At 44.6% G+C, this 25,736-nt stretch carries 21 protein-coding genes; 10 read left to right on the top strand and 11 right to left on the bottom strand.

Features of this window, described 5'->3' with window-relative positions; genetic code table 11:
* Positions 1 to 5: 5 nt before the first annotated feature.
* Complete coding sequence (locus tag QWZ04_RS11690) at positions 6 to 944, bottom strand: alpha/beta fold hydrolase (RefSeq protein WP_290328163.1); 939 nt, start codon at positions 942 to 944, stop codon at positions 6 to 8.
* Between the two features lie 88 nt (positions 945 to 1,032).
* Positions 1,033 to 1,947, bottom strand: a complete 915-nt coding sequence (locus tag QWZ04_RS11685) for a LysR family transcriptional regulator (RefSeq protein WP_290328161.1) — start codon at positions 1,945 to 1,947, stop codon at positions 1,033 to 1,035.
* A 169-nt stretch (positions 1,948 to 2,116) separates the two neighbouring features.
* Here QWZ04_RS11685 and QWZ04_RS11680 point away from each other — a divergent pair, with 169 nt between their 5' ends.
* On the top strand, positions 2,117 to 3,010 hold the full coding sequence (locus tag QWZ04_RS11680; protein WP_290328159.1) for a DMT family transporter: 894 nt from the start codon (positions 2,117 to 2,119) through the stop codon (positions 3,008 to 3,010).
* A 16-nt stretch (positions 3,011 to 3,026) separates the two neighbouring features.
* Here the strand turns inward: QWZ04_RS11680 and QWZ04_RS11675 are convergent, their stop codons facing one another.
* Positions 3,027 to 3,908: a LysR family transcriptional regulator gene (locus tag QWZ04_RS11675; protein WP_290328157.1), complete on the bottom strand. Its 882-nt coding sequence runs from the start codon at positions 3,906 to 3,908 to the stop codon at positions 3,027 to 3,029.
* Positions 3,909 to 4,018: 110 nt separating this feature from the next.
* Between QWZ04_RS11675 and QWZ04_RS11670 the strand changes: the two genes are divergently transcribed.
* Both QWZ04_RS11670 and QWZ04_RS11665 read left to right on the top strand, forming a co-directional pair.
* Positions 4,019 to 5,434 (top strand): MATE family efflux transporter, encoded by a 1,416-nt coding sequence (locus QWZ04_RS11670; RefSeq protein WP_290328777.1) that lies wholly within the window; start codon positions 4,019 to 4,021, stop codon positions 5,432 to 5,434.
* Between the two features lie 271 nt (positions 5,435 to 5,705).
* The gene (locus tag QWZ04_RS11665) at positions 5,706 to 6,842 is read left to right on the top strand and encodes a carcinine hydrolase/isopenicillin-N N-acyltransferase family protein (RefSeq protein WP_290328155.1); all 1,137 of its coding nucleotides are present in this window, start codon (positions 5,706 to 5,708) and stop codon (positions 6,840 to 6,842) included.
* Positions 6,843 to 6,982: 140 nt separating this feature from the next.
* Here QWZ04_RS11665 and QWZ04_RS11660 read toward each other — a convergent pair whose 3' ends face one another.
* The 3 genes from QWZ04_RS11660 to QWZ04_RS11650 all read right to left on the bottom strand — a co-directional run bounded on the left by QWZ04_RS11660 (position 6,983) and on the right by QWZ04_RS11650 (position 10,928).
* Complete coding sequence (locus QWZ04_RS11660) at positions 6,983 to 8,122, bottom strand: conjugal transfer protein TraF (protein ID WP_290328776.1); 1,140 nt, start codon at positions 8,120 to 8,122, stop codon at positions 6,983 to 6,985.
* Between the two features lie 348 nt (positions 8,123 to 8,470).
* Positions 8,471 to 9,658 carry a GGDEF domain-containing protein gene (locus QWZ04_RS11655; protein ID WP_290328153.1) on the bottom strand — a complete coding sequence of 396 codons (1,188 nt, stop codon included), beginning with the start codon at positions 9,656 to 9,658 and terminating at the stop codon, positions 8,471 to 8,473.
* 157 nt (positions 9,659 to 9,815) lie between these two features.
* Positions 9,816 to 10,928, bottom strand: coding sequence for a DNA alkylation repair protein (locus QWZ04_RS11650; protein WP_290328151.1), 1,113 nt, complete (start codon positions 10,926 to 10,928; stop codon positions 9,816 to 9,818).
* Between the two features lie 148 nt (positions 10,929 to 11,076).
* Between QWZ04_RS11650 and QWZ04_RS11645 the strand changes: the two genes are divergently transcribed.
* The 5 genes from QWZ04_RS11645 to QWZ04_RS11625 all read left to right on the top strand — a co-directional run bounded on the left by QWZ04_RS11645 (position 11,077) and on the right by QWZ04_RS11625 (position 19,057).
* On the top strand, positions 11,077 to 12,486 hold the full coding sequence (locus QWZ04_RS11645; protein WP_290328150.1) for a TolC family protein: 1,410 nt from the start codon (positions 11,077 to 11,079) through the stop codon (positions 12,484 to 12,486).
* Positions 12,483 to 13,721, top strand: a complete 1,239-nt coding sequence (locus tag QWZ04_RS11640; RefSeq protein WP_290328148.1) for an efflux RND transporter periplasmic adaptor subunit — start codon at positions 12,483 to 12,485, stop codon at positions 13,719 to 13,721. Before QWZ04_RS11645 ends, QWZ04_RS11640 begins: the two co-directional genes overlap by 4 nt.
* Positions 13,722 to 13,723: 2 nt before the next feature.
* Positions 13,724 to 16,915, top strand: coding sequence for an efflux RND transporter permease subunit (locus QWZ04_RS11635; RefSeq protein WP_290328146.1), 3,192 nt, complete (start codon positions 13,724 to 13,726; stop codon positions 16,913 to 16,915).
* Positions 16,916 to 17,087: 172 nt separating this feature from the next.
* A complete protein-coding gene (locus QWZ04_RS11630; protein WP_290328145.1) occupies positions 17,088 to 17,774 on the top strand; it encodes a response regulator transcription factor in 687 nt (228 codons plus the stop codon).
* A complete protein-coding gene (locus QWZ04_RS11625) occupies positions 17,774 to 19,057 on the top strand; it encodes a sensor histidine kinase (protein ID WP_290328143.1) in 1,284 nt (427 codons plus the stop codon). The genes QWZ04_RS11630 and QWZ04_RS11625 overlap by 1 nt, the downstream gene beginning before the upstream one ends.
* 108 nt (positions 19,058 to 19,165) lie before the next feature.
* Here the strand turns inward: QWZ04_RS11625 and QWZ04_RS11620 are convergent, their stop codons facing one another.
* Both QWZ04_RS11620 and QWZ04_RS11615 read right to left on the bottom strand, forming a co-directional pair.
* Positions 19,166 to 19,957, bottom strand: coding sequence for a ribonuclease H1 domain-containing protein (locus QWZ04_RS11620; RefSeq protein ID WP_290328140.1), 792 nt, complete (start codon positions 19,955 to 19,957; stop codon positions 19,166 to 19,168).
* Between the two features lie 55 nt (positions 19,958 to 20,012).
* The gene (locus tag QWZ04_RS11615; RefSeq protein ID WP_290328138.1) at positions 20,013 to 20,735 is read right to left on the bottom strand and encodes a pyridoxamine 5'-phosphate oxidase family protein; all 723 of its coding nucleotides are present in this window, start codon (positions 20,733 to 20,735) and stop codon (positions 20,013 to 20,015) included.
* A 95-nt stretch (positions 20,736 to 20,830) separates the two neighbouring features.
* Between QWZ04_RS11615 and pdxR the strand changes: the two genes are divergently transcribed.
* The gene (pdxR, locus tag QWZ04_RS11610; RefSeq protein ID WP_290328136.1) at positions 20,831 to 22,261 is read left to right on the top strand and encodes a MocR-like pyridoxine biosynthesis transcription factor PdxR; all 1,431 of its coding nucleotides are present in this window, start codon (positions 20,831 to 20,833) and stop codon (positions 22,259 to 22,261) included.
* A gap of 32 nt (positions 22,262 to 22,293) precedes the next feature.
* On the opposite strand, the gene QWZ04_RS11605 is transcribed toward pdxR, so the two are convergent.
* Positions 22,294 to 23,214 carry a GlxA family transcriptional regulator gene (locus QWZ04_RS11605; protein ID WP_290328134.1) on the bottom strand — a complete coding sequence of 307 codons (921 nt, stop codon included), beginning with the start codon at positions 23,212 to 23,214 and terminating at the stop codon, positions 22,294 to 22,296.
* Positions 23,215 to 23,338: 124 nt separating this feature from the next.
* On the opposite strand from QWZ04_RS11605, the gene QWZ04_RS11600 reads away from it, so the two are divergent.
* Positions 23,339 to 23,857 carry a cysteine hydrolase family protein gene (locus tag QWZ04_RS11600; protein WP_290328132.1) on the top strand — a complete coding sequence of 173 codons (519 nt, stop codon included), beginning with the start codon at positions 23,339 to 23,341 and terminating at the stop codon, positions 23,855 to 23,857.
* A 76-nt stretch (positions 23,858 to 23,933) separates the two neighbouring features.
* Here the strand turns inward: QWZ04_RS11600 and QWZ04_RS11595 are convergent, their stop codons facing one another.
* Both QWZ04_RS11595 and QWZ04_RS11590 read right to left on the bottom strand, forming a co-directional pair.
* Positions 23,934 to 24,548: a LysE family translocator gene (locus QWZ04_RS11595; RefSeq protein WP_290328130.1), complete on the bottom strand. Its 615-nt coding sequence runs from the start codon at positions 24,546 to 24,548 to the stop codon at positions 23,934 to 23,936.
* A 131-nt stretch (positions 24,549 to 24,679) separates the two neighbouring features.
* Complete coding sequence (locus QWZ04_RS11590; RefSeq protein ID WP_290328128.1) at positions 24,680 to 25,594, bottom strand: LysR family transcriptional regulator; 915 nt, start codon at positions 25,592 to 25,594, stop codon at positions 24,680 to 24,682.
* Positions 25,595 to 25,736 lie beyond the last annotated feature (142 nt).

The following is a 25,736-nucleotide window of genomic DNA, read 5'->3' as shown; positions in this document are numbered from 1 at the left end:
ATCCACTAAGAGTGAATCGACGTTAACCAGCATTGAACATCTTTTACGATACTTTCACGATTTGTTTCATTAAACAATTCGTGCCTAGCACCTTGATACAGGTAATACGTCGTTTTACTGCAACCATGTTGATTAAGCTTGTCGACTAACGCACTGGTTCCAACCCCATAACGCGTAATAGGGTCCGCCTCGCCCCCAATCACCAATATAGGCAGGTCATTTGGAATCGCATCAAAGGCGTCATCTTTACTGATCGCAGCCAAACCACCTAAAAAGTCAATCCAAAATTGAGCCGTACACGTGAAACCGCAATAAGGATCTTGAATATACGCATCGACCAAAGCCTCTTCTCGGCTAAGCCAGTCTTGTTCTGTTCTAGTTGGGCGAATTCCCTTATTTGCATTCCCAAAACTTAGCTTTTCAAGTAACGGGCTCGGCACGTTATACCCAATTCGCTTTGCTTCCAATTTGGCCGCGATACGCCCCACCTGAAATAGGAACGGAGATTGATGATTTGATCCACATAGCACTAAGCCAGAAAGCTTATTTCCATTCAAGACAGCGTAATGACGTGCGATAAATGACCCCATACTGTGCCCGATAAGAACTGGGCGGGCTTCATTCGTTACTAACGCTTTTCGCTCGTTAGGTAAGATTTTCGCCCCATAATCAATGACGCAATCCAGATCATCCAACACGCAGTGCCAGCCATTGTCATCGGAAAAATGCCCCAACTGTTCGGCCTCTTCACCATGGCCTCGATGGTTAATACCTAACACCAACATACCTGAACGAGTGAGTGAGGTAGCAAGTTCATCGTAACGGTCAATGTGCTCGGCCATACCGTGGCTTAGAACGACCGTTTGAATCACTTCACCGATTGGCCGCCAAACTCGCACTTTCAATAGTCGATCATTTTTAGAATTTAGGCTTATCACTTCCATACATCAATTCCTTAGAATAACTATGTCTATCATTGCACAGCAACACTCACAAACGATACCGAATGGATCACTCTATTCACGCTTTCGACTAAAATGAGTCTATGCTACTCAGTGCTTTAAACCATTCGGTTAACCGAAAAGAAACCACCCTAGCGGCGGAATTCTCAATCTCGGACTCACGAACCAAGGCTGACCATTCAAGAGTGAGCGTCTTTTCTCCTAATGGAACCGACACCACTTTCCCACTGTCAATTGCAGACTGAACCGCCCACTTTGAAAGAATACTCACTCCAAACCCCGCAGCTATTAACTCAACAATGGCATCGGTCACTTCAACCACTGTCACTAAATACGGCACCACACCAGATGGGCGAATAAATCGCTCATACTCAAAACCGGGTTGAGCCGATTGACTGTAAGTTAGGTAGTCTTCATTTGCTAAGTCGCTCGCTTCAATAAATGATTGAGCCGCCAAGCTGTGCTTCGGATGAGCGATAAGAACCAATTCATCTTGAAAAATAGGAATAGAATCAACGCCGGGGATAGCCAAATGCCCAGGTGCCAGCACGACATCGACGGAACCATCTTGAAGATTTTTAAGTGGAGTCTGAGTGGCAGAGGCCACTAACTCTAGCTGGATATTGGGCTCTTTCTTTGCCATGACGTTCAAAAATGACGGCAACCAATGATAGCAGCTGTATGCCGCGACACCGAAGCGTACCACCGTCTTTTCATTGAGCGCCATTTTCTGAAAATCAAACTCAGCTCGCTGTAAAACAGGGATCACTTGCATCGCCGTTTGTATCATGGCTCGTCCCGCATTGGTTTGCCTAAGCCTGCGCCCCTCACGTTCAAACAACCGCCCACCTAAACGCCTTTCCGCTTCAGCCAATCGGTGGCTCAAAGCAGATTGAGTAATGCCCAAGGTGTAGGCTGCCTGCCTAAGGGTACCCGCATCGTTAATCGCTTTGAGCATTTGCCAATGCTTTAAATCTAATCTCATGAGGTTACCCATCATCCTTAATTGAGATAAACCACCGAGTGTGCCGATACACTCGAATCAATACATGAACATTATTAATCAATAAGGTGAATTTTTCATTATTTTAATAATCAATAGCAAGCTATTGTTCCACCTCTTTTAAACAACGGCGTTAAGGGAGTAAACTCGCGTGGATAGCAACTCAACAATAAATGGACAGTATTTGGTTCTAGCATCAGCATTCTTTTACGGGCTTAACCCTTTCTTTGCCCAGTTATTATTTGAAGAGGGCTTCGGTGCGGAAATGGTCAGTTTGTATCGATTTATCTTGCCCGCCGTCTTTTTTATCTTCTTTTTACGCACCCCAAAAAAGCATTGGCCAGAAGCGGCGCGTTGCTTTTTACTTGGGCTAGTGAGCGGTATTGCTATCTTTAGTTACTTTCATGCGTTAGAAACTATCCCTGCTGCCACCGCGATTCTTATTTACTACAGCTATCCATTTTTTAGCGTATTAATCGGTTGGGGCATCTTTCGTCGAACCCCATCTCAAAACGCATTGGTATCGGCTGCACTCGTCGCGATTGCAGCCTCACTAACAGTAAGGCCTGAATCGATACCTGATGGCACATTTTTAGCGGTCGCATGCTGTTTTTTAGCCCCGTTGACAGTGGCGACTCAAGTTCAATATTTATCCAAACCCAAAATAGTGATCCCAACGCTTAATCGAATGGGGTGGATCACCATGGGGCATGTAGTCGTCTTGCTACCCATAGCCTTATTGAGTAATCCGGTTCATCTGCTGCCACAGTCTCCTATGGGGTTTATGGCTATGTTAGGCGTTGCATTATTGGCCGCAGCAATCCCACAGTTTTTGTTTATGATAGGTGCGCCAAGGTCATGTGCGAATAAAAACGCCGTCACAGGCTCGCTTGAATTGATGGTCGCCATGCTCACTGGCGCCATATTACTCGGAGAGCACTTAAATAGGCTAGAAATCACAGCCATGGCATTAATGATGCTCGCTTTGTTCATTAAGCAAGTACAACCTACCCACACAAATGAGACTATTGTAAAGCAACACTGAATACGAACACATTGGGTTAGTGCTCTGAAAACATTCTAATCATGGTTTGATACAGCCACTCTGAGACAGGGCCCTCTCGGCTGTCACACCGTTTCACCAGCCCCATTTCAACCACCAATGAGTTAGGAATGTGTTTAGTCGACAATTGAACCAATCTATCTGCGTACCAGTCATCGTTTGCGACATGCTCCGGTACTAGCGCCCAGCCAATACCCACGTTCACTAGCGACGTAATCGAATAGTAACTGTCAGCATGCCAATGCAAGGAAGAGATAGGGTTAGATTGAGACTCGCCCATGCGATCTCGGATGACTAACTGCCGATATTGATTGAGGTCAGTAAAGGTTGGCACTGGAATTTGAGCGAGAGGGTGATCCTTACTCACAATTAACGATTGGCGAAAGTGACCTATCGACACAAACTCTAAGCTGTCTGCCAGTTCACTTAGATGGAATAAAAAACCAATGTCGGCTTTTTTCTCATCGACCCACTTAGCAATGTCGTCTTGAGAGCCATTGATAATGCTCACCCTCAGTGACGGATAGTTCACCGCAATTTCCGCAAACACTTTTTCTAAGAAGAAAATAGGCACGGCTTCGTCAAGCGCGATGGTTAATGCCAGTTCTTGTCCACTGCTTACCGTCATCGCACGCGACTCTAAACGCTGGCACTGGGAAAGTACCGCCTGTGCCTCGATATAAATGTCTGAACCTTGTGGCGTCAGCACAGGCAACCGTGCTGAACGATCAAACAAATCAAAGCCAAGATCCGCTTCTAAATTAGCAATCGCAGTACTGACTCGAGATTGAGCCTTACCTAGCTTACGGGCCGCTGCCGAAAATGAGCCAAGTTTCACCGACATAACAAAGGCTTCTAACTGATCCAATGTCCAATTCACAATCTTATTCTCCCCCATTTAATCCATCCGAAATACAGATGGATACTAACTTCCATCAATCTCACAAACAAGGATAATACGAGACACCATTTTTGACTGAAGCACACAAAATGCAAAACGACACCACACACATAGCAGGTAACGAATCTATCTCTCGCACATTTTGGCGCTACGCCATTCCCTCGATTGCGGCAATGATGGTGAACGGGCTATATCAAGTGGTTGATGGCATGTTTGTCGGCCATTACGTCGGGTTTGAAGGCTTGGCGGGTATCACATTAGCTTGGCCAGTCATCGGATTGATTGCGGGCTTAGGTATTATGATTGGTATGGGCGGTGGAAGTTTAGTTTCCATTTTCCGTGGCGAAGACAAGCCTCAAAAAGCAAAACTGGCACTATCAACGAGCCTATGGCTTATCGCTTTGGTCGGGCTACTGGCGATGATCTTTATCATTACGCTTGGCGACAGTATCGTCGCAATGCAAGGCGCTTCAGGTAATAGCCAAATCTATAGCCTAGAGTACATACACGTATTTGCTTGGGGCACCCTGGTTACCATTGGTGGCGCAGCCATTCCTATGCTGATCCGCAATGATAACAGCCCAAACGTTGCTACAAGCCTAATGGCAATAGGCGCAATCGTTAATATCGGCTTAGATTACTTACTTATCGGGCAATTTGGTCTCCGTTTAGAAGGCGCGGCCATTGCGACATTAATATCACAGTTCATCGTTGCCCTACTTGGTTTTGGTTACTTCTTTTCAAAGCATGCTGAAATTAAGCTCGATATACGCCAATTCGCATTTAACCCAACCATAGCTGGACGTAGCATTGCACTCGGCTCTTCTAGTTTGTTTATGTTCCTGTATTTCAGCTTCATCTCAGCGGTACATAACAAGTTATTTATGACCTACGGCGATGCCGTACAAGTAGGTGCGTTTGCTATCGTAGGCTATTTGGCCACCATGTACTACTTAGCATCAGAGGGCATCGCCAATGGTATGCAGCCCCCTGTCAGTTACTATTTTGGCGCTAAGCAAGTAGAACGCATTCGCGCAACGGTATGGTTAGCGCTCAAGGTGATCTTAATTTCAGGGATCGCCACTGTAGTGATTGTTAACCTCTACCCTGAAGTATTGATTAGTATGTTCAGTAACGGTGACCAAGCACTACTGGAGGCAACCAAAAATGGCCTCAGACTGCATTTATTTGCATTGTTCTTAGATGGGTTTATCTTTTTAGCATCGGTTTACTTTATGTCGGTTAACCAAGGTGGTAAGGCTCTGGCTATTTCCATTGGTAATATGGTCATACAGCTGCCATTCCTATATGTGCTGCCTAAAGTAATGGGGTTGAATGGTATTTGGATGAGTGTGCCTATTTCTAATATCGTGCTGACCTTAATCATCGTTCCAATCCTTTGGCGAGATCTAAAAAACATCAGCAATCAAAACGGCGAACACCCCCTAAGTAAAGAGCAGTTCGTCAAAGAAACGCAGCCAACGAAACTGCAAACCAATACGTAACCGTCACGACTTAAACGGTTTAACGCTCTAAACGTACTATCAAGATCACAACGCGCCGCAATCAATGCATGATTAATAATTAGCATTGTTGTGGCGCTTTTCGTTTCTAAAGCTAAAATTCCACCCTCCTTCAAACCCTATGGAAAAACCATAGGAAACCTATTTATTGATTAGGAAATATTAGTGGATAATTCAATCAGACCTCAGGGGATGAGGCAAATGACTTTCACAACGAAGCACTTTATTTCAAACTAATCAGAGGCAACAAATTATGAATAAATCAATCCTAGCAATCACAATGGCTCTTTCTTTTTCTGCGGCAGCAAGCGCATCACTAAATGTTGCAGGTGATGATCTGGCGTTCTTTGACGGTCAACGCGAAGCCGTACAAAAAGGGGCTATCGTGATTGATGTATCAGATCAAGGTCAACACGAACTAGCCAGCATCATGGCAAAACAGCCTCTGGGTGAATTCAGCCCTGAAGTACTAAAAGCGGCAGAAAGAGCAGTAGAAAACAACCGAAAGATTGCCCCTAAATACGTCGCAATGATGGAAGAAGCCGCTCAACTTCGTGGCATACCCGTTGCTGAAGTATTTGCATCAGTTTCTCAAGTTGACTACAGCGTTAACCAAGCCATTAAAGCAAGCATGTCTGCCAGTGAAGACGTTGATACCATGAAAGGCTGTACCTCTGTCGCATTCAATAATGGCATTGTAGGCCAAACTAACGACTTGAGCTTAGCAAGCAGCCTAACCGACCATACCACTGTGGTAAAAACAGAAGATTCAATATTTGTTATTGCCGACGGCGCTCATTTCCAAGGCATGGGTAAAAACGTCGGTATTGTCATTAACTTTATGGGCCAGCCTGCTGGCGTTGAAGGAATAGACAATGATGAACTAGTGACGGTAGATGCCGTATTTGCGGCGGCGACAGCGGCTAAAAGCGTGGAAGCCTTCATTGATACCATTAAAGATGTCAAGACCATCATTCCTTTCAACTTTACCGTTGCCGATAACAACGGCGGCCATGCTGCGATTGAAATTACGGTAGAAAATGGGCTAAACGTAACACAGTACTCTGAGCGTGGTTCGGTACATGCTAATCACTCAGCAGATTTCAAAGAGTCGTTTCTTAAAACCAATACCGCTCTTGAAGCGAATACAGCCTTCTTTAGCACCTTTGCACGTGAAGAGGCCGCTGCCAACTTCTTAGATTATTCACCGGAGCTTACGGTTGAATCAATGCAGTGGTTATTTAGCCAACGTCCAATCAACATGACAAAATACAACGGTAAAGACTTTGTTACGGTAGAAGCGATGATATTTGATACAGTAGAAGGCTGTGCTTATGTTGCGGGTGATAACCCTAACTTTGCTGGTTACTCACAAGTATGTTTCGATTAACGGATTAACAAATAAATAGTGACCGACCTCTAAAGCAAGTTGCTAGAAATCAAATGATAAATGCCTCTGCACACCAGTGCAGAGGCATTTCTATATCTAAGTGATGTTTACCACGTAATTAGAGCCGCCGGTGAACAGGTCTAGAACGTAAACGCCAAGTTGAGTGAGCCACCAAATTGGTTGTTTCCTGCGTATGTACCTGCAAGATCTAGGCTAACAAGATCGCCAGGGCTGATACCGACACCAAACGTAAAGGCATTATCTACGTTGTTTTTCATATCGATTTCATAGCCAGCACGTAACTGAGCCCAGTTCCATGCATTGCCCTCAACACCGATACGCGCAAACTGAGTATCATCTGACGAAGTATTGAATCGCTCTTGTTTAGTTAAGTCCAAATCAATGCTTGCCGTAATTAACTCTGTTACGTAACCCAAGCCCACTTTTGCTTGTGGATTCAATTTATACGTGTAGCCACCTTTCTGCGTTTTTATCTCTTGAGACAAAACGTCTTTAATCACCAAGCCCACACGATAGGCGCCTTGCACCCAAGCTGCACCGAGGTCAAAATTGAACGCGCTTTGTGTGACTTCACTGTCTTTATAGTTATCAAATTTAAAATCGTTCACTTTATCGATGGCCGAGTAAGTAAACAGCTGCTGAAATTTAGGAGTAATACCAAACGAGATATTATGGCCAGAGATCGGCACGACTTTAGAAAGAGACAAGCCATATTCGTAGGTACCAAAGGCCACCATACCCACCTTAGAGTCCTCATAACGTTTCTGTACATCAATAGGTGCATCACCATTATCTGCAGCCACATCTGTAATTGCGATCACTTCAGTAAAGCCAGCACCATAAAAATTCAGAGAAACATGCTCAGTTGGAATTGCAACAGCAAAACCGGCCCCAGCCGTCACATTTATAGGCGCATTACCATCAAGCTGATTGAGCAAATTATTTAATGCTGTCGCGTCTGATGGATCGACAGCACTCGATTTTTCATACAGTTTTTGCATGTCATCTATCGTTTGCAACGAATCGTCCGAATCTCTTGCATTCACTCCAACCGCAGGAATGAGAATTCCCACGTCGTCATTTTCACGGTACAAAGCACCAAGAGCCGGGTTATGAAATGAAGAAGTCAGGAAATCCGCTGAGACTACCCCTGTATTGCCCATACCGTTGCTTCTTGCGTCTGCCACATAAGGGGCAGCGACGGCTACTTGAACCCCTGCTGATGCGAAGATGGCGGTTGCCAATAACGTTTTTTTAATATCCACTGCGTAACTCCATTTATAATCTTTAATAGATTTTTTATTGTTCCAATTATCCACACGGTGATTGCCATAAACGGTAATCATTCAGGCAATCTAATAATTGCACCCGTAGTTGTTTTATACAACTGCTTTACCAATTTCATTTAGTGATTAGCTCAGCGGTGTTAGGTAAAGCCACATAACATCAAGTTGTTATATGAATATCTATTTTATTCAGCAGAGTAAAAGAGAACAAAGATTGGAAGGGAGAGGTAACGTCGCGGCATTATTGTTCGCCATAAGAGAATGTTCATTCACTTGATGACTCACTAATACACTCGAAGTTTTTTCAAATAAAGATCAAGGCTATCTAATTTCAGCATAATTTTGATAACCTAAGGAAACGCAACAGACTCTGTTTCTACCTGAATTTTTGGCATCATAAAGGGCGAGATCGGCTTTTTTTAATAGGGATTCCCAGCTTTCATTTTCATTACTTTCTGCAACACCAAAACTGGCTGTGATGTGTTTCTTGAGGTCTTGCTCACCAGAAAAATGATGCTCAATTGCACTTCTAATTCGCTCAGCCACTACGATTGCTCGATCGAGTTCGGTATCCGGTAGCACGACGAGAAACTCTTCTCCCCCGTAACGAATACAGTAATCTCTGTCTCGACACTGGCTCTTTAGTACTTTAGAAAACGAAGACAAAACAAGATCACCATAATCGTGACCAAACGTATCATTAACCCTTTTGAAGTGGTCTAAATCAGCGATAATTACAGACATCGTACTTGTTTTTATTCTGGCAGATTTGCGCCATTTTTCACGCAGTTCTTCCAATCCGTTGCGATTATACAAGTTCGTCAATTGGTCAAATACTGACGATTGATGCAACTTTGCTATCAGCCTTTCCGTCAATATCCAGAACACGGCAAAGCTGATTGAAATCACTACCATAATGATCATTAAATAGACCATTTTATGAAGAAATGACAAATCGAAATACGCCAATGAACTCTCTTCACTCAATGTGAACCCAACCCTTACCATCATGTACATGCCGTGCACAGATAATACTGCAGCCAAAATCATTACGGGTGTTCTGCTGTCTTTTTTTACTGACGTGACGTTAATATAGACGGCGATAAAACACATCAACGCCGTAAAACCACTCCGAACAGCGACTCGCCCAGTAAGCGATGGTTCGATCAAAATAAAATACCCGATCAAGAGACACGAGCTAAGCGTCACTGCTAATGCAAAGCGCTTCCCTGATACGCCAGAATAATCTCTGAGTTGAATGACTCCAAGCACTAGCGCACAGATAGATAATAGATAAATAACATTAGAATACAGGACATACGCCCAGTAGCTAGAATGAAACCCAAAACAAATTGGGATGATACTCGCCCCCATCAATGTAAATGAAAACGAAAAATAATTGACCCCTTTGACTTCACCATGAAACATAAAACGATAACAAAGAAAGAGCCCTCCGCCTAAAGACAGAGACAACAGCACGCTTATAATTGCTAAGGTGTGTATATCCACAAGATTCCAGCTTAATCGTTATTGTTTGCTTACTTAAAAAGTGTAGCAAGCCCTCTCTTTTCCGAACGCATAACGCGGACCAGAACAATCAAAATGATAAATCCATCACACTTTATATGGTTATTTTCAGAATAGGACCAAATTAAAGACTCACTGCTTAGCGGTCACTCGAACCAACCAAACTAAAATCACAAATGCTCAGCTCTCGGCCATTAAGAATAATAGATACTTGATGTAACCCCGGGTGAAACTTACGAGTCGTGATGACTTTAAAACTCTGCTTACGTTTTACTGGGTATCGCTCGCCTGTTGCAATTTCTCGCTCGCTGATCTTGAACACCTTACGAGCCAAAGTGCCATTATGCTTTTGGTAGTAAATGCCATATTCCAGACGAAGCTTTTTATTCTGCTCACTGCGGTTATATACCTCGAAAGAGAACTCTAGTGCCGAGCCAATCATCACTTGCGCCGTATGGACTACAAATTCAGACAATTCTATACCTTGGCTATCAAACCCAAACAACGCTAAGGTGTTGGGTTCCGCTTGCTTTAGCAACGTGCGGCAGGCGTGCTTGATCAGCTTATCTCGATTTGTGTTATCACCAAAGTAGCGCTGAGAAAACTCGATCACGACTGCAGAATTGTCTTTCGCTATGTCATTCAAGTTATTAGCCACACTACGTCTAACCACTTCGCACTCGTCATCTTTGAGTGCGAGTAGAATCGGCATGATCGGAGCGGGATCTTTCTTCAGCTCTGCCAGCGCCATTCCCCACGGCAGCCTCGGCCGACTCCCCTCACTGGCTAAACGGCGGACTCGGCGGTCGGAATGCACTGTCCATTTCTGCATTTGATCAATCATTTGTGGGTATTTGACAATGAAAGGTCGCACGGCGAATTCGCACGTGATAAAGGGCGTGATCACTTCAAATGCATCAACCGCCAATTGATACTCACCAATACCATAGCGTTCAACGTATTCAGGAATGAACAAATACACCAAACTGTCTTCCACAATCTCTTGAGCTTGAAGCTTACGCACCACCTCAACCAAGTATGGCGCCGCCTCTTCAAATTCGGCAGGCATAAATTCATGCAATACTTCACAGGTACGAGTGATCCTTTGCTTCATTTCAAGCTGTTCGAAGTCATCTGCGCGCACCTTTTCCAAGAAAACTCGCTCATCAAAGTTGGGTAACACGTCATTGAGGACTTTGATTAACCCATGGTAAAAATCTTCACTGAACAAATCTTTAAATAATGTGCTCATCTCATTCCTTTCTTATTGTCGTTAATCCGTAATGATTCAATTTCAATACTCACTCGTGAGCCATTTTTATTGCTTATGCTGGCCTACGTTAACCCAGCCTTAACCCAGAAATCCGTATCCTAGCTTTCATCATGACAGGAGATGAAAGATGATGCCCAATCTTCCTTTTAAACACACAATTTTATCACTCGTATTCACAAGCTTAGTTGGTTGTAGTACCACGAGCCAAACTGACTATGCAACACTCGCAAATGACAACATCACGAACCAGCAGATGTTAACGCACTTTATTGAAGACAAAAGCTCTGAGCAACAAGCCGGTGGAGAAAATAACGACCAGAGACAAAATACCCAACTCACCGAGCTAGTAGAACTTCCAGAAATGAACACGTTTATAGAAAACGCTCTCAAGAATAATCCTAGCCTCCAGCAGAATGTTGTTGCATTGAATATAGCCTACGCACAACAAGGTATTACTGGCTCTAGCCGCTTACCAACGGTAAATGCAAGTTTCACCGGTAACGCAGCACAAGACAGCGATTCGTCATACACAACCGAAGTTGCCGTGAGCTGGGAGCTGGACTTGTGGCAAAAACTGGCTGACAGCAATAACGCCGCCTACAAAGACATCGCAAGCTCACAAGCCAATTTGCAAGCCGCGCGGGATCTTGTTGCCGCAAACATCATGCGTACTTGGTTAGAGATAAGCCTGAAACAACAGTTGATTGCGATTGAAAATCAGAGATTGGACGTTTTAGAAAACAATGAAAACCTTGTTCTCGATCGATACCGTGCCGGACTTGGCAGCCTACAAGAACTGGATAATGCCAAAACCAGCAGTGCCACGACTCGCTCGACCCTTGCCAACTATCAAGAGCAACTAGCATTAAGCCAACGTAGCTTAATGTTGCTCTCTGGGCAATGGCAAGGTGACGATCTTACTGCTGAAATATCACCAACTTTTCCATCAATATTGAGCCCGCTCGATAATATGCCAAAGCAAGATTTATCACGCAGACCAGATCTCCAGTCAGCGTTCCTAAACATAGAAGCCGAGTCACTGCGTACCGATGCAGCCTATAAAGCGATGCTGCCTTCGATCAGCTTAAAAGCAAGCCTATCAGACATGGCAGAGTCCCCAAGTGAGGCACTACTAACTGGTCCTTTATGGAGTGCATTAGGGCAGGTTTCTGCGCCGCTTTTCCAAGGTGGCTTGCTTAAGTCGCAAGCAGAAGTGGCAGAACTCACAACAGAAAAAAGCTACTGGGCATACCAAGAAGCTTTACTCAACGCAGTTAACGAAGTTGAAAATGCCATTGGCCAAGAAGGATCTTTGTCCCAGCAGCAATCACATTTAACCGATGCGCTAGAAAGCGCGCAACGAAGCTTTGTGAGTTACGAAGAGAAATACCGTCAAGGTTTGGTCGACATTTTTGATCTCCTTACTGTTCAGCAGCAAACCTACGACTTAGAAGCTCAACTGACGCAAGCCATTTATAACCGTCTTGTTAACCGAATTGATTTAGGCCTAGCACTTGGCCTAGGAGTGTCCGCATGAAATTCAATACCATCACATTAGCCATTACTCTTATCGCAGGCTGTAGCATTTTTGCGGCCCTCGCCTATAACGGTTCTCAAATGGCCCCAAAAGGCCCAGAACAAAACGTTCAGGTTAAAGCGCCAGCCAGTGCAGAGCAACAACTCGAGTCTACCTTAGCCAAAGCGCTTAGCAAAAACGCTGCAAGCCAAGCGCAACAAGTCGCGGTGATCAATGTACAAGCGAATAACTATCAAGCGGAAGTGGTCGGCCACGGGGAAGCAAAATCACGTTACGAATTGAACTTTTCTGCGGAAGTATCAGGCCGAATTGAACAAGTAAGTTCACTATTTGAATCAGGACAAGTGATCAAAAAAGGCACCGTCATTGCGAGTATTGACGACACCAGTTATCGCCAAGCGCTGACTCAAGCTCAAGCTGACGTTGAACAAGCCAAACTCAACCTACTCGAAGAACAACGCCAAGGTGAACAAGCCAAATCAGAATGGGAACGCTCCGGCTTAACGGGCGAGCCGGATTCCCCCCTTGTATTGAGAATACCACAATTAGCACAAGTAACAGCCGCATTAGACAACGCCCAACTAGCCCTGAAAACGGCACAACAAAACTTAGATAGAACCCAAGTCAAAGCCCCTTTTGATGCCTTGGTAGTGAGCCGAGACATTCAACCGGGTAGCTACGTTCAAACGGGTACTCAAGTGGCAACACTGTATAGCGTTGATGAAATCGAAATTGACATTCCCCTTTCTGAAGCACAATGGCGCAACTTGCCCTCTTTCGACAATGCAGAGCTTGCGCACAGTCAATGGCCGGTATTGGTAGAAAGCTCAGACGGAGCCCATCAATGGCAAGGTTATGTTGGCCGTATTGAACAGCACTTATCTTCACAAACTCGACAACGTTCATTGATTGTCGTCGTTGAAAAGCCATTAGAACAAAACGCTGACCTGTACCCAGGGACGTTTGTAAAAGCCGCCATTAATGGTCGCTCGCTTGAACAACTTTGGCAATTGCCGTCGTCAGCGGTTTCCCAACAGGGAGAGTTATGGTTTGTTGACGAGCATGGCCAGCTAAATAAATCCGCTGCAGACACTCAGTTTGAAAAAGATGGCTTTGTTTATATTTCCCCATCATCGTTGAACAACGAAAGCAGCGTATCTCAAGTGCAAATAGTCAAGCGCCCATTAAGCAATTTCCAAGTAGGTACTCTTGTTACCGCCAAGGTTGAGGGCTAATTATGTCTGGGCAAAAACAACACACCGGCGCCATTGCCTGGTTCGCCAATAACTCTGTCGCAGCAAACCTATTGCTCGTCGGCATGATCGTTATTGGTTTGTTTTCAGTTAACTCATTACGTAAAGAGGCGTTTCCTAGCCTAGAACCCGATCGAGTAACCGTTTCTGTTAACTACGACAGTGGTGACCCAGTTCAAGCTGAAGAAGGCTTAGCCATAAAAATTGAAGACGCGTTAGAAACCGTTCCTGGAATCAAGCGCATCACCTCCACTTCCGATGCATCAGGCAGCCACGTTACGATTGAAAAAGAGAGTTCATACGACCTCGATACACTGCTCAGTGATGTAAAAACCAAAATTGATGCCGTAAACAACCTGCCGTCTGAAGCGGACAACCCTGTAATCGATAAAGCCAGAATGCAAGATCACGCGTTATGGATTCAACTTTATGGCGATGCAGATCGTGCCACATTACAGTCACTAGCCGAACAGTTAAAATCAGACTTACTGAGCCAGTCGAGTATTCGAGATCTTGAAATTAAAGCCAAAGCCGACCCAATGATTTCGGTCGAAGTGGACGAGAACAAGCTACAGGCTTACGGCCTAACATTAACAGATGTATCTGAAGCCATTAACGCAGAGTCTTCAACCGCGATGTCGACAAGCTTACGAAATGGCGACAAAACCGTGCGCTTGAAAGTGTCTGAACAAGCTTATGAACTGCAAGATTTCAATGCGATTCCTGTTGTCACCAGCAGCACGGGTACGCAAATAACGTTAGGTGATATCGCCACAGTTAAAGACACATTCGAGGATGATACGTTCATTCTGTCACGTTATAACCAAGAAAATTCCATCGCAATTCAAATCGTTATGGATGAATACGGCGACGTAATCAACATTGTGGAACAAGCAGAGAACGTAATTGAGCGCTGGCAAAACAGCAATATTTTACCCGCTGACGTCGAAATCGAATCCTGGTACGACAAAAGCACCATGATCGAAGATCGCTTATCTCTGTTAGTGAAAAACGCATTAACGGGTATTGCGCTCGTGTTCATCGTCTTGGCTCTGTTCTTAAACGTGCGTGTGGCGTTTTGGGTGGCTGCCGGTCTGCCGTTCGTTTTCTTTGGCACACTGTTTTTTATGACCGACTCCTTTGTTGGCCTCACGATTAATGAGATGACCACATTTGGTTTCATTATGGCCCTAGGGATAGTGGTCGATGATGCCGTAGTGGTAGGAGAAAGCATTTACTCGACTCGAAAATCCGACGGTGACTCCATCGACAGCACCATAAGAGGCACGATGAAAGTTGCCGCACCAACCATTTTCGGAGTCCTGACCACGGTTGTTGCCTTTTTAGCGCTAGCGAACGTCGAAGGTCGAATGGGTGAGATCTACGCTCAATTCGGCACCGTAGTTACCATCTGTTTACTGCTTTCATTAGTTGAATCTAAGTTTATTCTTCCGTCACACTTAGCGCACATCAACACGCATCGCGGTAAAACAAAAGGCATTTGGAGCCGCATACAACATGGAGCAGATTCCGGCTTACAATGGTTCAACCAAGAAGTTTACAGCCGTGTGATTGAGTGGGCACTCAAGTTCCGTTATGCCGTATTAATGGTCTTCATTTCTTTGCTAATTTTGGTGGCTGGCCTGCCAATGACGGGAGGCGTTCGCGTTGCATTCTTCCCTGACATCCCAGGAGACACCGTCACCGCTGATATGTCGATGTTAAATGATGCTAGCTTTGGCCAAACTCAGTCTAACCTGTTAGTGATTGAAGCAGCAGCCAAGCAAGCGGATCTTGATCTGCGCACAAAGTATGGTACTGAAAAAGAAGCCTCTGAATTAACCAGTTTGCAAATCATCGCAAGCAGTGACGATTCGGGTCAAGTTCGCGTTGAACTGGATTCAGACAGCGTTTACCCATCTAACGAGTTTTCCACGCATTGGTCTGAATTGGTGGGCAACTTAGAGGGCGTGAAAAAACTCAAAGTCTTATCTAAAATGGAGATGCTCGATAACTTCAAAGTAGAAATAAAATCATGGAATGATGAGTCGGTTACTGATGCTGGCAACCAACTGATGGCTCAGCTCCAAACCCTTGATGGTGTAAGCGGTATCGACCACAATTTAGATTTAGGCGAGCCACAATATCGCTTCGAATTAACCGACCAAGGACGCGCACTTGGCTTTGATACGGCCAGTCTTGCAAAGCAGGTACTGCAATCGTTTGGTGGCGATATCGTGCAAAGATTCCAACGTGGTAAAGACGAAGTAAAAGTCCGAGTTCGGTACCCAGAAGCGGATCGTCAAACCATTGCCGATATTAATCAAGCCAATGTAAGGACGCCAGACGGCACCGTTGTACCCCTTAATACCGTTGCAAACATCATCTCTGACTATCAAGTTTCTGAGATCACACGAATTGACAGCCAACGAGCGGTATACATCAGCGCCGTGTTAGACAAAGACGTCATCGCGCCAAACGAGTTAGTTAGCCAGTTAAAAGCAACTGTCGTCGCGGATCTGCAAACACAGTACCCAAGCTTAACGGTCGATTTCGCTGGCGAGGCTGAGCAGCAAGAAGAGACCACCAGCTCTATGACTAGCATGTTCATGCTTGCTATGATTGCTATCTACGCGCTGTTGGCAATTCCGCTAAAGTCTTACGTTCAGCCGTTAATCATTATGACCGCGATTCCTTTTGGCATTGTCGGGGCGATCTTGGGTCACTGGTGGAACGACTTAACCATCAGCATCCTGTCTTTGAACGGCATACTGGCACTCAGTGGTGTGGTGGTCAATGACAGCCTGCTGTTGGTATCTCGTTTTAACGAACTGATTAAAGAAAAAAGCATGTCGGTTCATGATGCTATCGTTCAGGCCTGTACAGGTAGATTACGTGCTGTACTGCTCACATCTGTAACGACATTTGCAGGGCTATCACCATTATTGGGTGAAACATCGTTACAAGCTCAGTTCCTGATTCCAGCGGCTGCGGCATTAGGGTATGGTATTTTGTTCGCGACATTTATTACTTTGATTCTTACCCCATCACTGTTAATGATTCAAATGGAAATTAAAGCAATTCTGGTGCGTTTAAAAAATAAAATGAACTCTAACAACAACGATGCGGCGATAAGTGTTGGAGAGCTATCTAACCAGAGTTCTAACGTTATCTAACCTATAAATAGTCTGACCTGCAAATGATAAGACAGCACTCAGTTTGGGTGCTGTCTGTTATAGGTAATAGGTAACAGGTAATAGGTAACAGGTAACAGGTAACAGGTAATAGGTAACAACGAGTTCTATCAACACCAATCACAATCGTAATAACAATAAAAATGAGGGCTTTATGATCACAGACAAACTTCAATTACTGCTTGTTGAAGACGACCTCGACCTCGCGACTGCCGTCATCGACTACCTAGAGTTAGAAGACATTCAATGCGACCACGCAGCCAATGGCGTTGCAGGTCTTAACCTCATTCAACAAAATCACTACGACACCGTTATTTTAGATCTCAACCTACCCAAGATGGACGGCTTGCAAGTTTGCGAAAAACTGCGGGCACACGGTATTGATGTCCCGGTGCTCATGCTCACCGCGAGAGACACATTGGATGATAAGTTAGCGGGTTTTTCAAAGGGCGCCGACGACTATTTGATCAAGCCGTTTGCGATGGAAGAGTTGATCGTACGCACCCAAGTACTGGCGAAGAGGCGAAGTGGCCAAATCACCAAACTGTCGGTCTCGGATTTGGTGCTCGATACGGCGCAACAACATGCGGAACGGGCCGGTTACCCACTCAAGCTATCTCCAACTGCTCTGAAGATTCTAGACATATTAATGCGTGAAAGCCCCAAAACCATTTCACGAGAAACACTCATGCAAACCATTTGGGGCGACGAACAACCCGATAGCAATAGTCTAAAAGTACACATATTTAATCTTCGTAAACAGGTGGATGCCAATAACGACCATAAACTGGTGCATACTATTCCAGGCAAAGGATTTGCGATAAAGGACCTAGCAAAATAATGAGAATAAGACCAAGTATTAGACTCTATGTGTTACTCGCGATGTCGGTCACAGGCATCAGCACAATATTGGTTTTATCTGCCCTTAGTGTCCATTATTTTGTATCGGGAATGGACGTATCAATGCGTGTCTCCATGTACATCCAAGCGAGTGAAGACTTGCCCCTATCGGATAACGATCTCCCAATTGAAGGCTTCGTTATCGCCAAACAATGGCAAGATCTGCCTCAAAAAGTTCAGGACAGCTTTCATGAAGAGGACATAGAATTTGACGTGCTCAGTAAGCATGTTGTGGGGGCAACGCTTTTCTCACCACCAAAATCAGGACATTTCGTGATGAAGGTCGGCGATGACGACAACTTTCGCTATGTGACAACAACGTTTAATACACCAGACAAAACACTATTTAGGATGAATGAGATACCGCACTTCCTCATTATATTCATCACCGCGCTGGGTTGTATCGCCCTATTTTCTGCCATATTGCTGCTTGTGATGAGACGAATAACTCGGCCGGTAAAGCAACTCAAAACTTGGGCAAAAGATCTGAATCAAGACAAATTGAACCAAGTCGTTCCCGATTTTCACTACAGTGAACTCAACACCTTAGCCACGATCATACAAAGCAGTTTAGGCTCGGTTCAAGAAAGTTTGGAACGAGAGCAAAAATTCCTTGGTTATGCGAGCCATGAATTGAGAACCCCGATAGCGGTCACACGAACCAATTGCGAATTACTGGAAAAACTAATTATTAAAGGCATGAGCCCTAGCAGACAGTTGGAAGTGTTAGAGCGCATTAAGCGCGCTGGATTCACCATGACGAATCTTACGGAAACCTTGCTCTGGTTAACGCGACAAGAAAGTAAACAATTACCAGAAAATGTCATACAACTTAGTGCAGTGGTGACTCAAATTAACCAGGATTTAGAATACATGTTAGCCGGAAAGAAAGTGGATGTTCGGTTGCAAACCGATAACTCAAAAGCGAGCTTACCGGAAGGGTTATGCCGCATTGTCATCGTTAACCTTATTCGCAATGCTTTTCAACATACCCAAGAAGGTCACGTAGAAATCAAACAAGAAGGCCGTCGCGTCTCTATCGTCAATCACAACGTCTCTGATAGCGGAGAAGACAGTCACCTCGGATTTGGTTTAGGATTGGAGTTGACCGAGCGTCTCGTAGGCCAATACAACTGGTTCTATCAAAATGAAAAGAAAGACTCAGGCCACGCTGTTGTGGTTAATTTCGATGAGAATGGGCACCATGGAAGCAAACAAATATAACACCCTGCGTTAATGTAATACGCACTCAGATAGAACAAGCCGCCACAGTCAGTGACGGCTTGATGCTTACCCATTTGATTCCTAACTTCGCAATCAATCTCTTTGCTATCAACCTCGTCGTAAGGCAAGTAACCCTGCTACATCAATCTCTTTGGTGAAGCGAGTAAAATCGGTTTCCTTGGCTTCAATGGCAAGTATAGACATTCGGTCAGCCAATTCATTGCCTTCGACACCAACGTGCCCATTCACGTGATGGATCGCGATCTTAGGTTCGATCTGCAAATACAATGCATACATGATCTTTATTAGTTCTAAGTTCTTGATCTCCCCAGACGACTTCTTCCAACCTTTGGCTTTCCAACCTTTGGCCCACGTCGTCATGCATTGAATCGAGTAACTTGAGTCACTGTAAATGGCGACGGTTTTACCATGTTCGATGAGCGCTTTTGCCAAAATAAATGATTGGTGCAGCGCATTCAGTTCCGCGGTATTGTTGGTTCCCATCGCTTCATACATGCCATACCAAAGGGCATCGACTTTATTATCACGATACACCGCCATCCCTGCGCCCGCTTCACCAGGGTTAGGCTCACACGCACCATCGGTATAGATTTTGTACTCGTAAGGCATTTGGGCAATTTTTTCATCAGTCAAAGGCGACGATTTCGGCTTCTTTTTCGCGAAAGAGCCGGCTTTAGCACCCGACCCACTCGGTTTGCGCGCAGAACCACTAAATGGCGTTGTTGATGCTTTGCCAAACGCTTGCTCTGCTTCGGCTTGAGTCGGAAACGATTTGTATCGAGCCCCGGTAAATTGATCGACTTGTGCTTTACAATCTGCCCAAGAAGTAAATATACCGGGTTGTCTGCCTTTCCAAACTACATAAAATTTTTTCGCCATTGGTAACCTATTGCATTGTTAATCTGCTATTGCAAGGCCGCCAGTATCTCACTATTCACGCTTCTCGACACCACCTTTCACCATATGCTTGGCTGTAATCAGGCATTTCAATTTCCGGGGCCAAGTCTTCTGCTGATTTCAGCGGACCAACAACGGTTTTGTAAGGTAAATATCCAGCCCATATCGGCAATTCCATGTCTGCTAAATCATCGCTCACACCAAAATTACTGATCTTTACCGATGCCTCTGTCAGCGGCATTTCCAGTAACATTGTCGCATTAAGCTCTTTCTGATTACTCAATCGTGCTTCGCCTGTTCTCCCTGGAGCAATCTGTTCAACGAAGTGATTCAGTAAGCGATCCTTTTCTTGGTTGTCATCAACAACTTCAAACGCCCCAAACACAACCGCTGAACGGTAATGAGCACTGTGATGAAAAGCCGAGCGTGCCAATACCCAGCCGTCAAACAAAGTGAACGTTAAACAAGTTTGCACACCTTTTTTTAAGTTCCTCAACAGACGGCTGTTATTGGCTCCATGGATATAAACTTTATCTTCAACACGCCAAGCCAACATTGGGATCACAATTGGGCCCGACTCCTCAATAATTGCCATATGAGCAATCAGACTTTCATCAATGATTTGATTCAAAGCTTGTGGGTCAAAACTGGTTTTTTTTACGTTTTTCTTAATCGTACTTCTGCTCGTGCTAGAAAGTTGAATATTAGAAGCTGGATTATTGGTGTCTGAATTTTTGGTGTTATTCGTCGATGAACTCATGGCTTGTCCCTAATTCTCATTACCTGTTGATTGCAATATAGCGACATACTGGTATGTTTTTTAGAACCAGTTTATTTTAATAGTTAGGGCCAGTTGTGCAATTAATCGATATCGGTGATTTAAAGCTAAGTGACGGAAAAGGCTCAAGACAAGGCAAGCTGTTCAACGCCATTAGAGATAAAATTGTTCACAACCTTTGGCCTAAAGGAGGAAAACTTCCATCAACACGTAAACTCGCGACTGAGCTATCGCTTGGAAGAAATACGGTCACTTCTGCTTATGAACAACTGGTTGCCGAAGGATATCTAGAAAGTCGCCAAGGCTCTGGTTTTTACGTTGCAGTAGAATTGCCCGAACACTACTTACCCGCTCATTCTACGGACAAAAAGACGGTTAACCTCGTCTCTACTCAAGACATCAACCGTCCCTTCGCACCAGGCGTGCCAGACTTAGCCCAGTTTCCGGTCTCAAAATGGCAAAAGCTGTTACAAAGACATGCCTCGAGAACCATCCTACTGGGTAATCAAGATGTACAAGGGAGCCCTGAACTTAGAACCGCTCTTTCTGATTACCTCGCCACCAGCCGTTCTGTCATTTGCAATCCAAACAGAATCATTATTACTTCTGGCGCACAACAGGCGTTAAGCATCGCTTTAATGGCCGTTATGCAAAAAAACGACGCGGTTTTGATGGAGCAACCCGGTTATACCCAAATGCGAAAAATCATCGATTTATTGGGGCACCAACTGCGCCCCGTCGACGTTACTCAGCCGTTTCACGAACAACTCGACACCATATTAAAAAGTGACGCGCGCGCACTCTATATTACCCCCAGCAACCAATACCCAATGGGCACGTCATTAAACATTGAGCAACGGCTTCAACTTATTGAATGGGCTCACTCAAATAATCGATGGGTTATTGAAGACGATTACGACAGCGAGTTTCAATTTGCGCACCGCCCTTATACCAGTTTACAAGGATTGGCGGGGCAAATGGGCCGAGATGAACACGTCATTTATATTGGCTCGTTTAGCAAAACCATGTTTAACGGTATGCGGGTGGGCTACATGGTCGTCCCTGAATCACTTGTTTCTCGCTGTTTAATGATAAAAGACGCCATCACAGGTGACTCCCCACCACACACTCAAGCGGCATTAACCGACTTCATTTTAGAGGGGGATTTAATACGCCACATTCGCAAAATGCGCCGTTTGTACAAATCAAAACACCAACAAATGGTCACGTCGATAGACACCCACTTAGGGTCTTCAGTAGAGATCATAAGCCAAGCTGCGGGGTTGCATGTAACATTGAGGTGGGCCAATGGCATCGACGAGAAAAGATGGGTACAGCGCGCTTACGAAAAAGGCATCATCATGCGTCCTTTAAGCTATTACGAATTAGATTGTGCGCCCCCTAGAAAGTGGCAAAGCGTCGTACTGGGGTTTGGAAATATCGCACTTGAGAGCATTGATGAGAACATCAAAACGCTGGCGAGATTGTTTTTCCACAGTAACAAATAAGAACAGATTTACTATGATAGACGCTTCAGTACTCAACCCCTTGTGAAGCGCATACGAAATTCTTTTGGCGTCAGCCCCATTGTTTTGATGAAAACCTTACGACAGGCACTGGCATCTTCATATCCAACTTGGTGAGCGATGGTTTCAAACGAAGCTTGTGAGCTCTCTATCAGATCGCACGCTTTTTGAATTCTTAACCGCTGTAAGTAGCGATTCGGATTATCACCGGTCGCTTTTACAAAGCGGCGCTGCATTGTTCGGACCGTCAAATTGGCATGACTCGCAAGCGATTGAACCGTTATGTCACGCATATATTCTAAGTTCATGCTCTGTTGAATACGAACAATAGCTTGGTCACCATGCAAAAGAGTGGGCTTGAATTGTTGATAGAAGCGTTGCTCTCTTGGTGCTGTATCTACGACAAGTTGTTTTCCTAGGTTGCGCATTACACTTGCGTTGGTGTGCTTGTTAATCAACTCAAAACCAAGATCAACCCAAGACATCATGCCACCAGCAGTGATCACGTCTCCATGATCAATGAGGATCTCATTACTTTTTAACTCTATATGAGGAAAAGTCTGATGGAATAATTCAGACAAACCCCAGTGTGTTGTCACCGCTCGCCTATCCACTAACGAGGTGGCTGCAAGGATAAAGGCGCCAGCACACGCTGTTGCTATCGTCGCTCCTTGTTCATGTTGAGATATGAGCCAATTTAAATCTTTTGGATTAACTTGGAGGTACGCTTGGCTATGTAAGCTCGGCGGCAACAAAATGACGGCAAATTTCTGCTCTATCGAAGGCGGTTCTACAAAAATAGTTGGAGAAAACCGAATATTCAACTGCTGCTCTTTGCAGATATTGTTAGCCAACATGAACATTTCTTCTAGTCCGTAAATGGCCGATTTCAACGCATTGGAGTAATGATAGATACCGATAGAAATTTGTTTCATCTGATAACACACCTTGTCGCTTTTGACTCATAATATATCATTTTAGACTATTAAGTATACTCTCATCTTCGGCGATAATTCTCCTACTGAAGCAACTCATGATCTATTTATCCAGGAGAAAACCATGAATAACAAAGCACTCATCGTCGTCGACTTACAAAATGACTACTTCCCAGAGGGCAAATTCCCATTGTGGAATACCGAACAAACGCTCATTAATGTTAAAGCCGCAATCAAACAAGCCAACCTTAAGAACATACCTGTCATTCATGTTCAGCATATTGCTGATCCGGCTAACGGTATCGCGCCTTTCTTTAATCAAGGTAGCCTAGGTGCGGATATTCACGCAGAAATTTTAGCATTGGCTCCTAATGCTGACGTGGTCACTAAACAATTTGCCGATGGGTTTGAACAAACCAATTTGGAAGAGGTTTTACAACAGCAGAACATAGACGAGTTACTCATTTGCGGCATGATGACCCAAAACTGTGTCACTCACACGGCTATCTCACCAGCGGCGAGTAAGTATTCAGTTTCTGTTCTGGTTGATTGCTGCACGACGGTTGATGAAATGATCCACAACATCGCTTTACATGCGATTTCGCATCGTGTTTCGCTAGTACCTGCCGAACAAGCACTGTAAATCAACCCGCTATAAACACTAGGGGCAATCACTGATGATTGCCCCTAGTGTTTATCCAATAAAAAGTACAAATGCGCTAAATCGTCACCACAACTCTAACCGCAAGCAGTATTAAGAAAATCCCCGACAAGCGATCGATCAACACGGCTCGTGCTCGAATACGCTCAACGACACGAGAACTAGACAGTACAAAAGTGATCAACGTATACCACAAGCCATCGAGCAATAACGGGGTGGCCACGATAATGAGCTGGCTGCTCAATTCGTTTCCGAGTGCCACAAATTGGCTAAAGAGAGCAATAAAAAACAGTGCGATTTTTGGGTTCAATATTGAAATCAAAAAGCCTTCGCGTGCCGATTGCATCACACTGGTCTCATCTCCCCCCTCCAACTTAGCCGCAACACCACCTTTTGAACGTAACGCATTTACCCCTAAATAAGCCAAATACGCAGCACCTGCGAGGCTGATCGACTTAAACAACAGCTCACTCTGCTGCAAGACAACAGCCAAGCCAACCAAACTGATTACGGCATAAATGCCAATTCCAAACGCATGAGCCCAAGCTGCCGCGATGCCGTTGGTGCGGCCTCCCGCTAAGGAATGCTTTGCAACTACCGCCAAACTAGGCCCCGGGGACATCGCCCCTAAAAGACAGACAATAAAAAGTGATAACCAAACTGTTAACGTCATAAAAAACTCTCCTGTTTGAGCTTAATCTACCAACAGACATGGCATGAAAGGAAATCATATTTACGCATAAAGGTCATGATTTTGAATCATAGGAAAAGGTAATCTCAACGGGATAGCTATCGAGTGGATTGCTATCGAATCGAATACTCAGCCAAGGCCATCACAGCCCGAATTTCTTCTCGCAGCCATTTATGAGCAGAGTCACTGTCGTATTTCGGATGCCACATAAGCCAATATTGGTGTTTGGCCATATCAAACGGCAAGGATTTATACTTCAAATTCCAGTGTTTGCTTAAATTTCTTGCGATGTGCTCAGGTACGACCATCAAGTGCTCACTGGATACCAATCGATTGATGGCAGCAGAAAAGAAAGGGACTTTTAACGTAATATGACGTTCCAACCCCAGATTCCTAAGCGCGAGATCGGTGTGCGAATCTTTATCGCCCCCTCCTGTCACCTTAATATGTGAATAACGTATCAAATCGTACACTTCAAGATCTGGGTTATCAGCCAAAGGATGAGTCGCACTCATCAGACAAACTGAATAGTCAGACCCAATGTTTATGCTCGACACCCCTTCAGGTTTCTCAGGGTACATAGACGAAGCAATATGAATCCCTGCCTCATGAAGTTTGTCCAACTGATCCGGCTGCCAAAGCCGGTAGGTCATATCTAACTGAGGGGCAAGATCACTTAAATGTGCGGCGATATCAGGCAGCACATACTGCGCCACGTAATCACTGGAAGCCAGTACGACCTCCCCTTGCCAGTCACTAGGAGCAAACGGCTTTTCATCCAGCAGGTGATCAAATTCAGCAAACAAAGCATCTAATTTGCTTCGTAAAACGAGAGCTCTTGGCGTCGGTATGAGTAAATTACCCTGACGCACTAGCAACGGGTCAGCACACAGCTCACGTAATTGAGAAAGTTGGCGGCTCACAGCAGATTGACTTATATTCAACCTATTCGCTGTTCGGCTCACATGACACTCTTCCAACAACACGTGTAATGAGCGCAATAAATTTAGATTAATGTTATTTAACATACGCTACCTACTTAACTCAGATTCAAGTAAAGGCGGGTCCTGCCTTATTAATTATCAAATTTATTTTGATAATATTTCAATCATTGCGCTGTTTTTGTTTTTAAGATTTATTCTATCATAGCGATCAACAACACGAGAGCAA

The organism is Vibrio tapetis subsp. quintayensis (genome assembly GCF_030409945.1).
Taxonomy (GTDB): Bacteria; Pseudomonadota; Gammaproteobacteria; order Enterobacterales; family Vibrionaceae; genus Vibrio; species Vibrio quintayensis.
The sequence above is the reverse complement of the archived record's forward strand: the minus strand, read 5'-3'. Positions and strand labels throughout refer to the sequence as shown.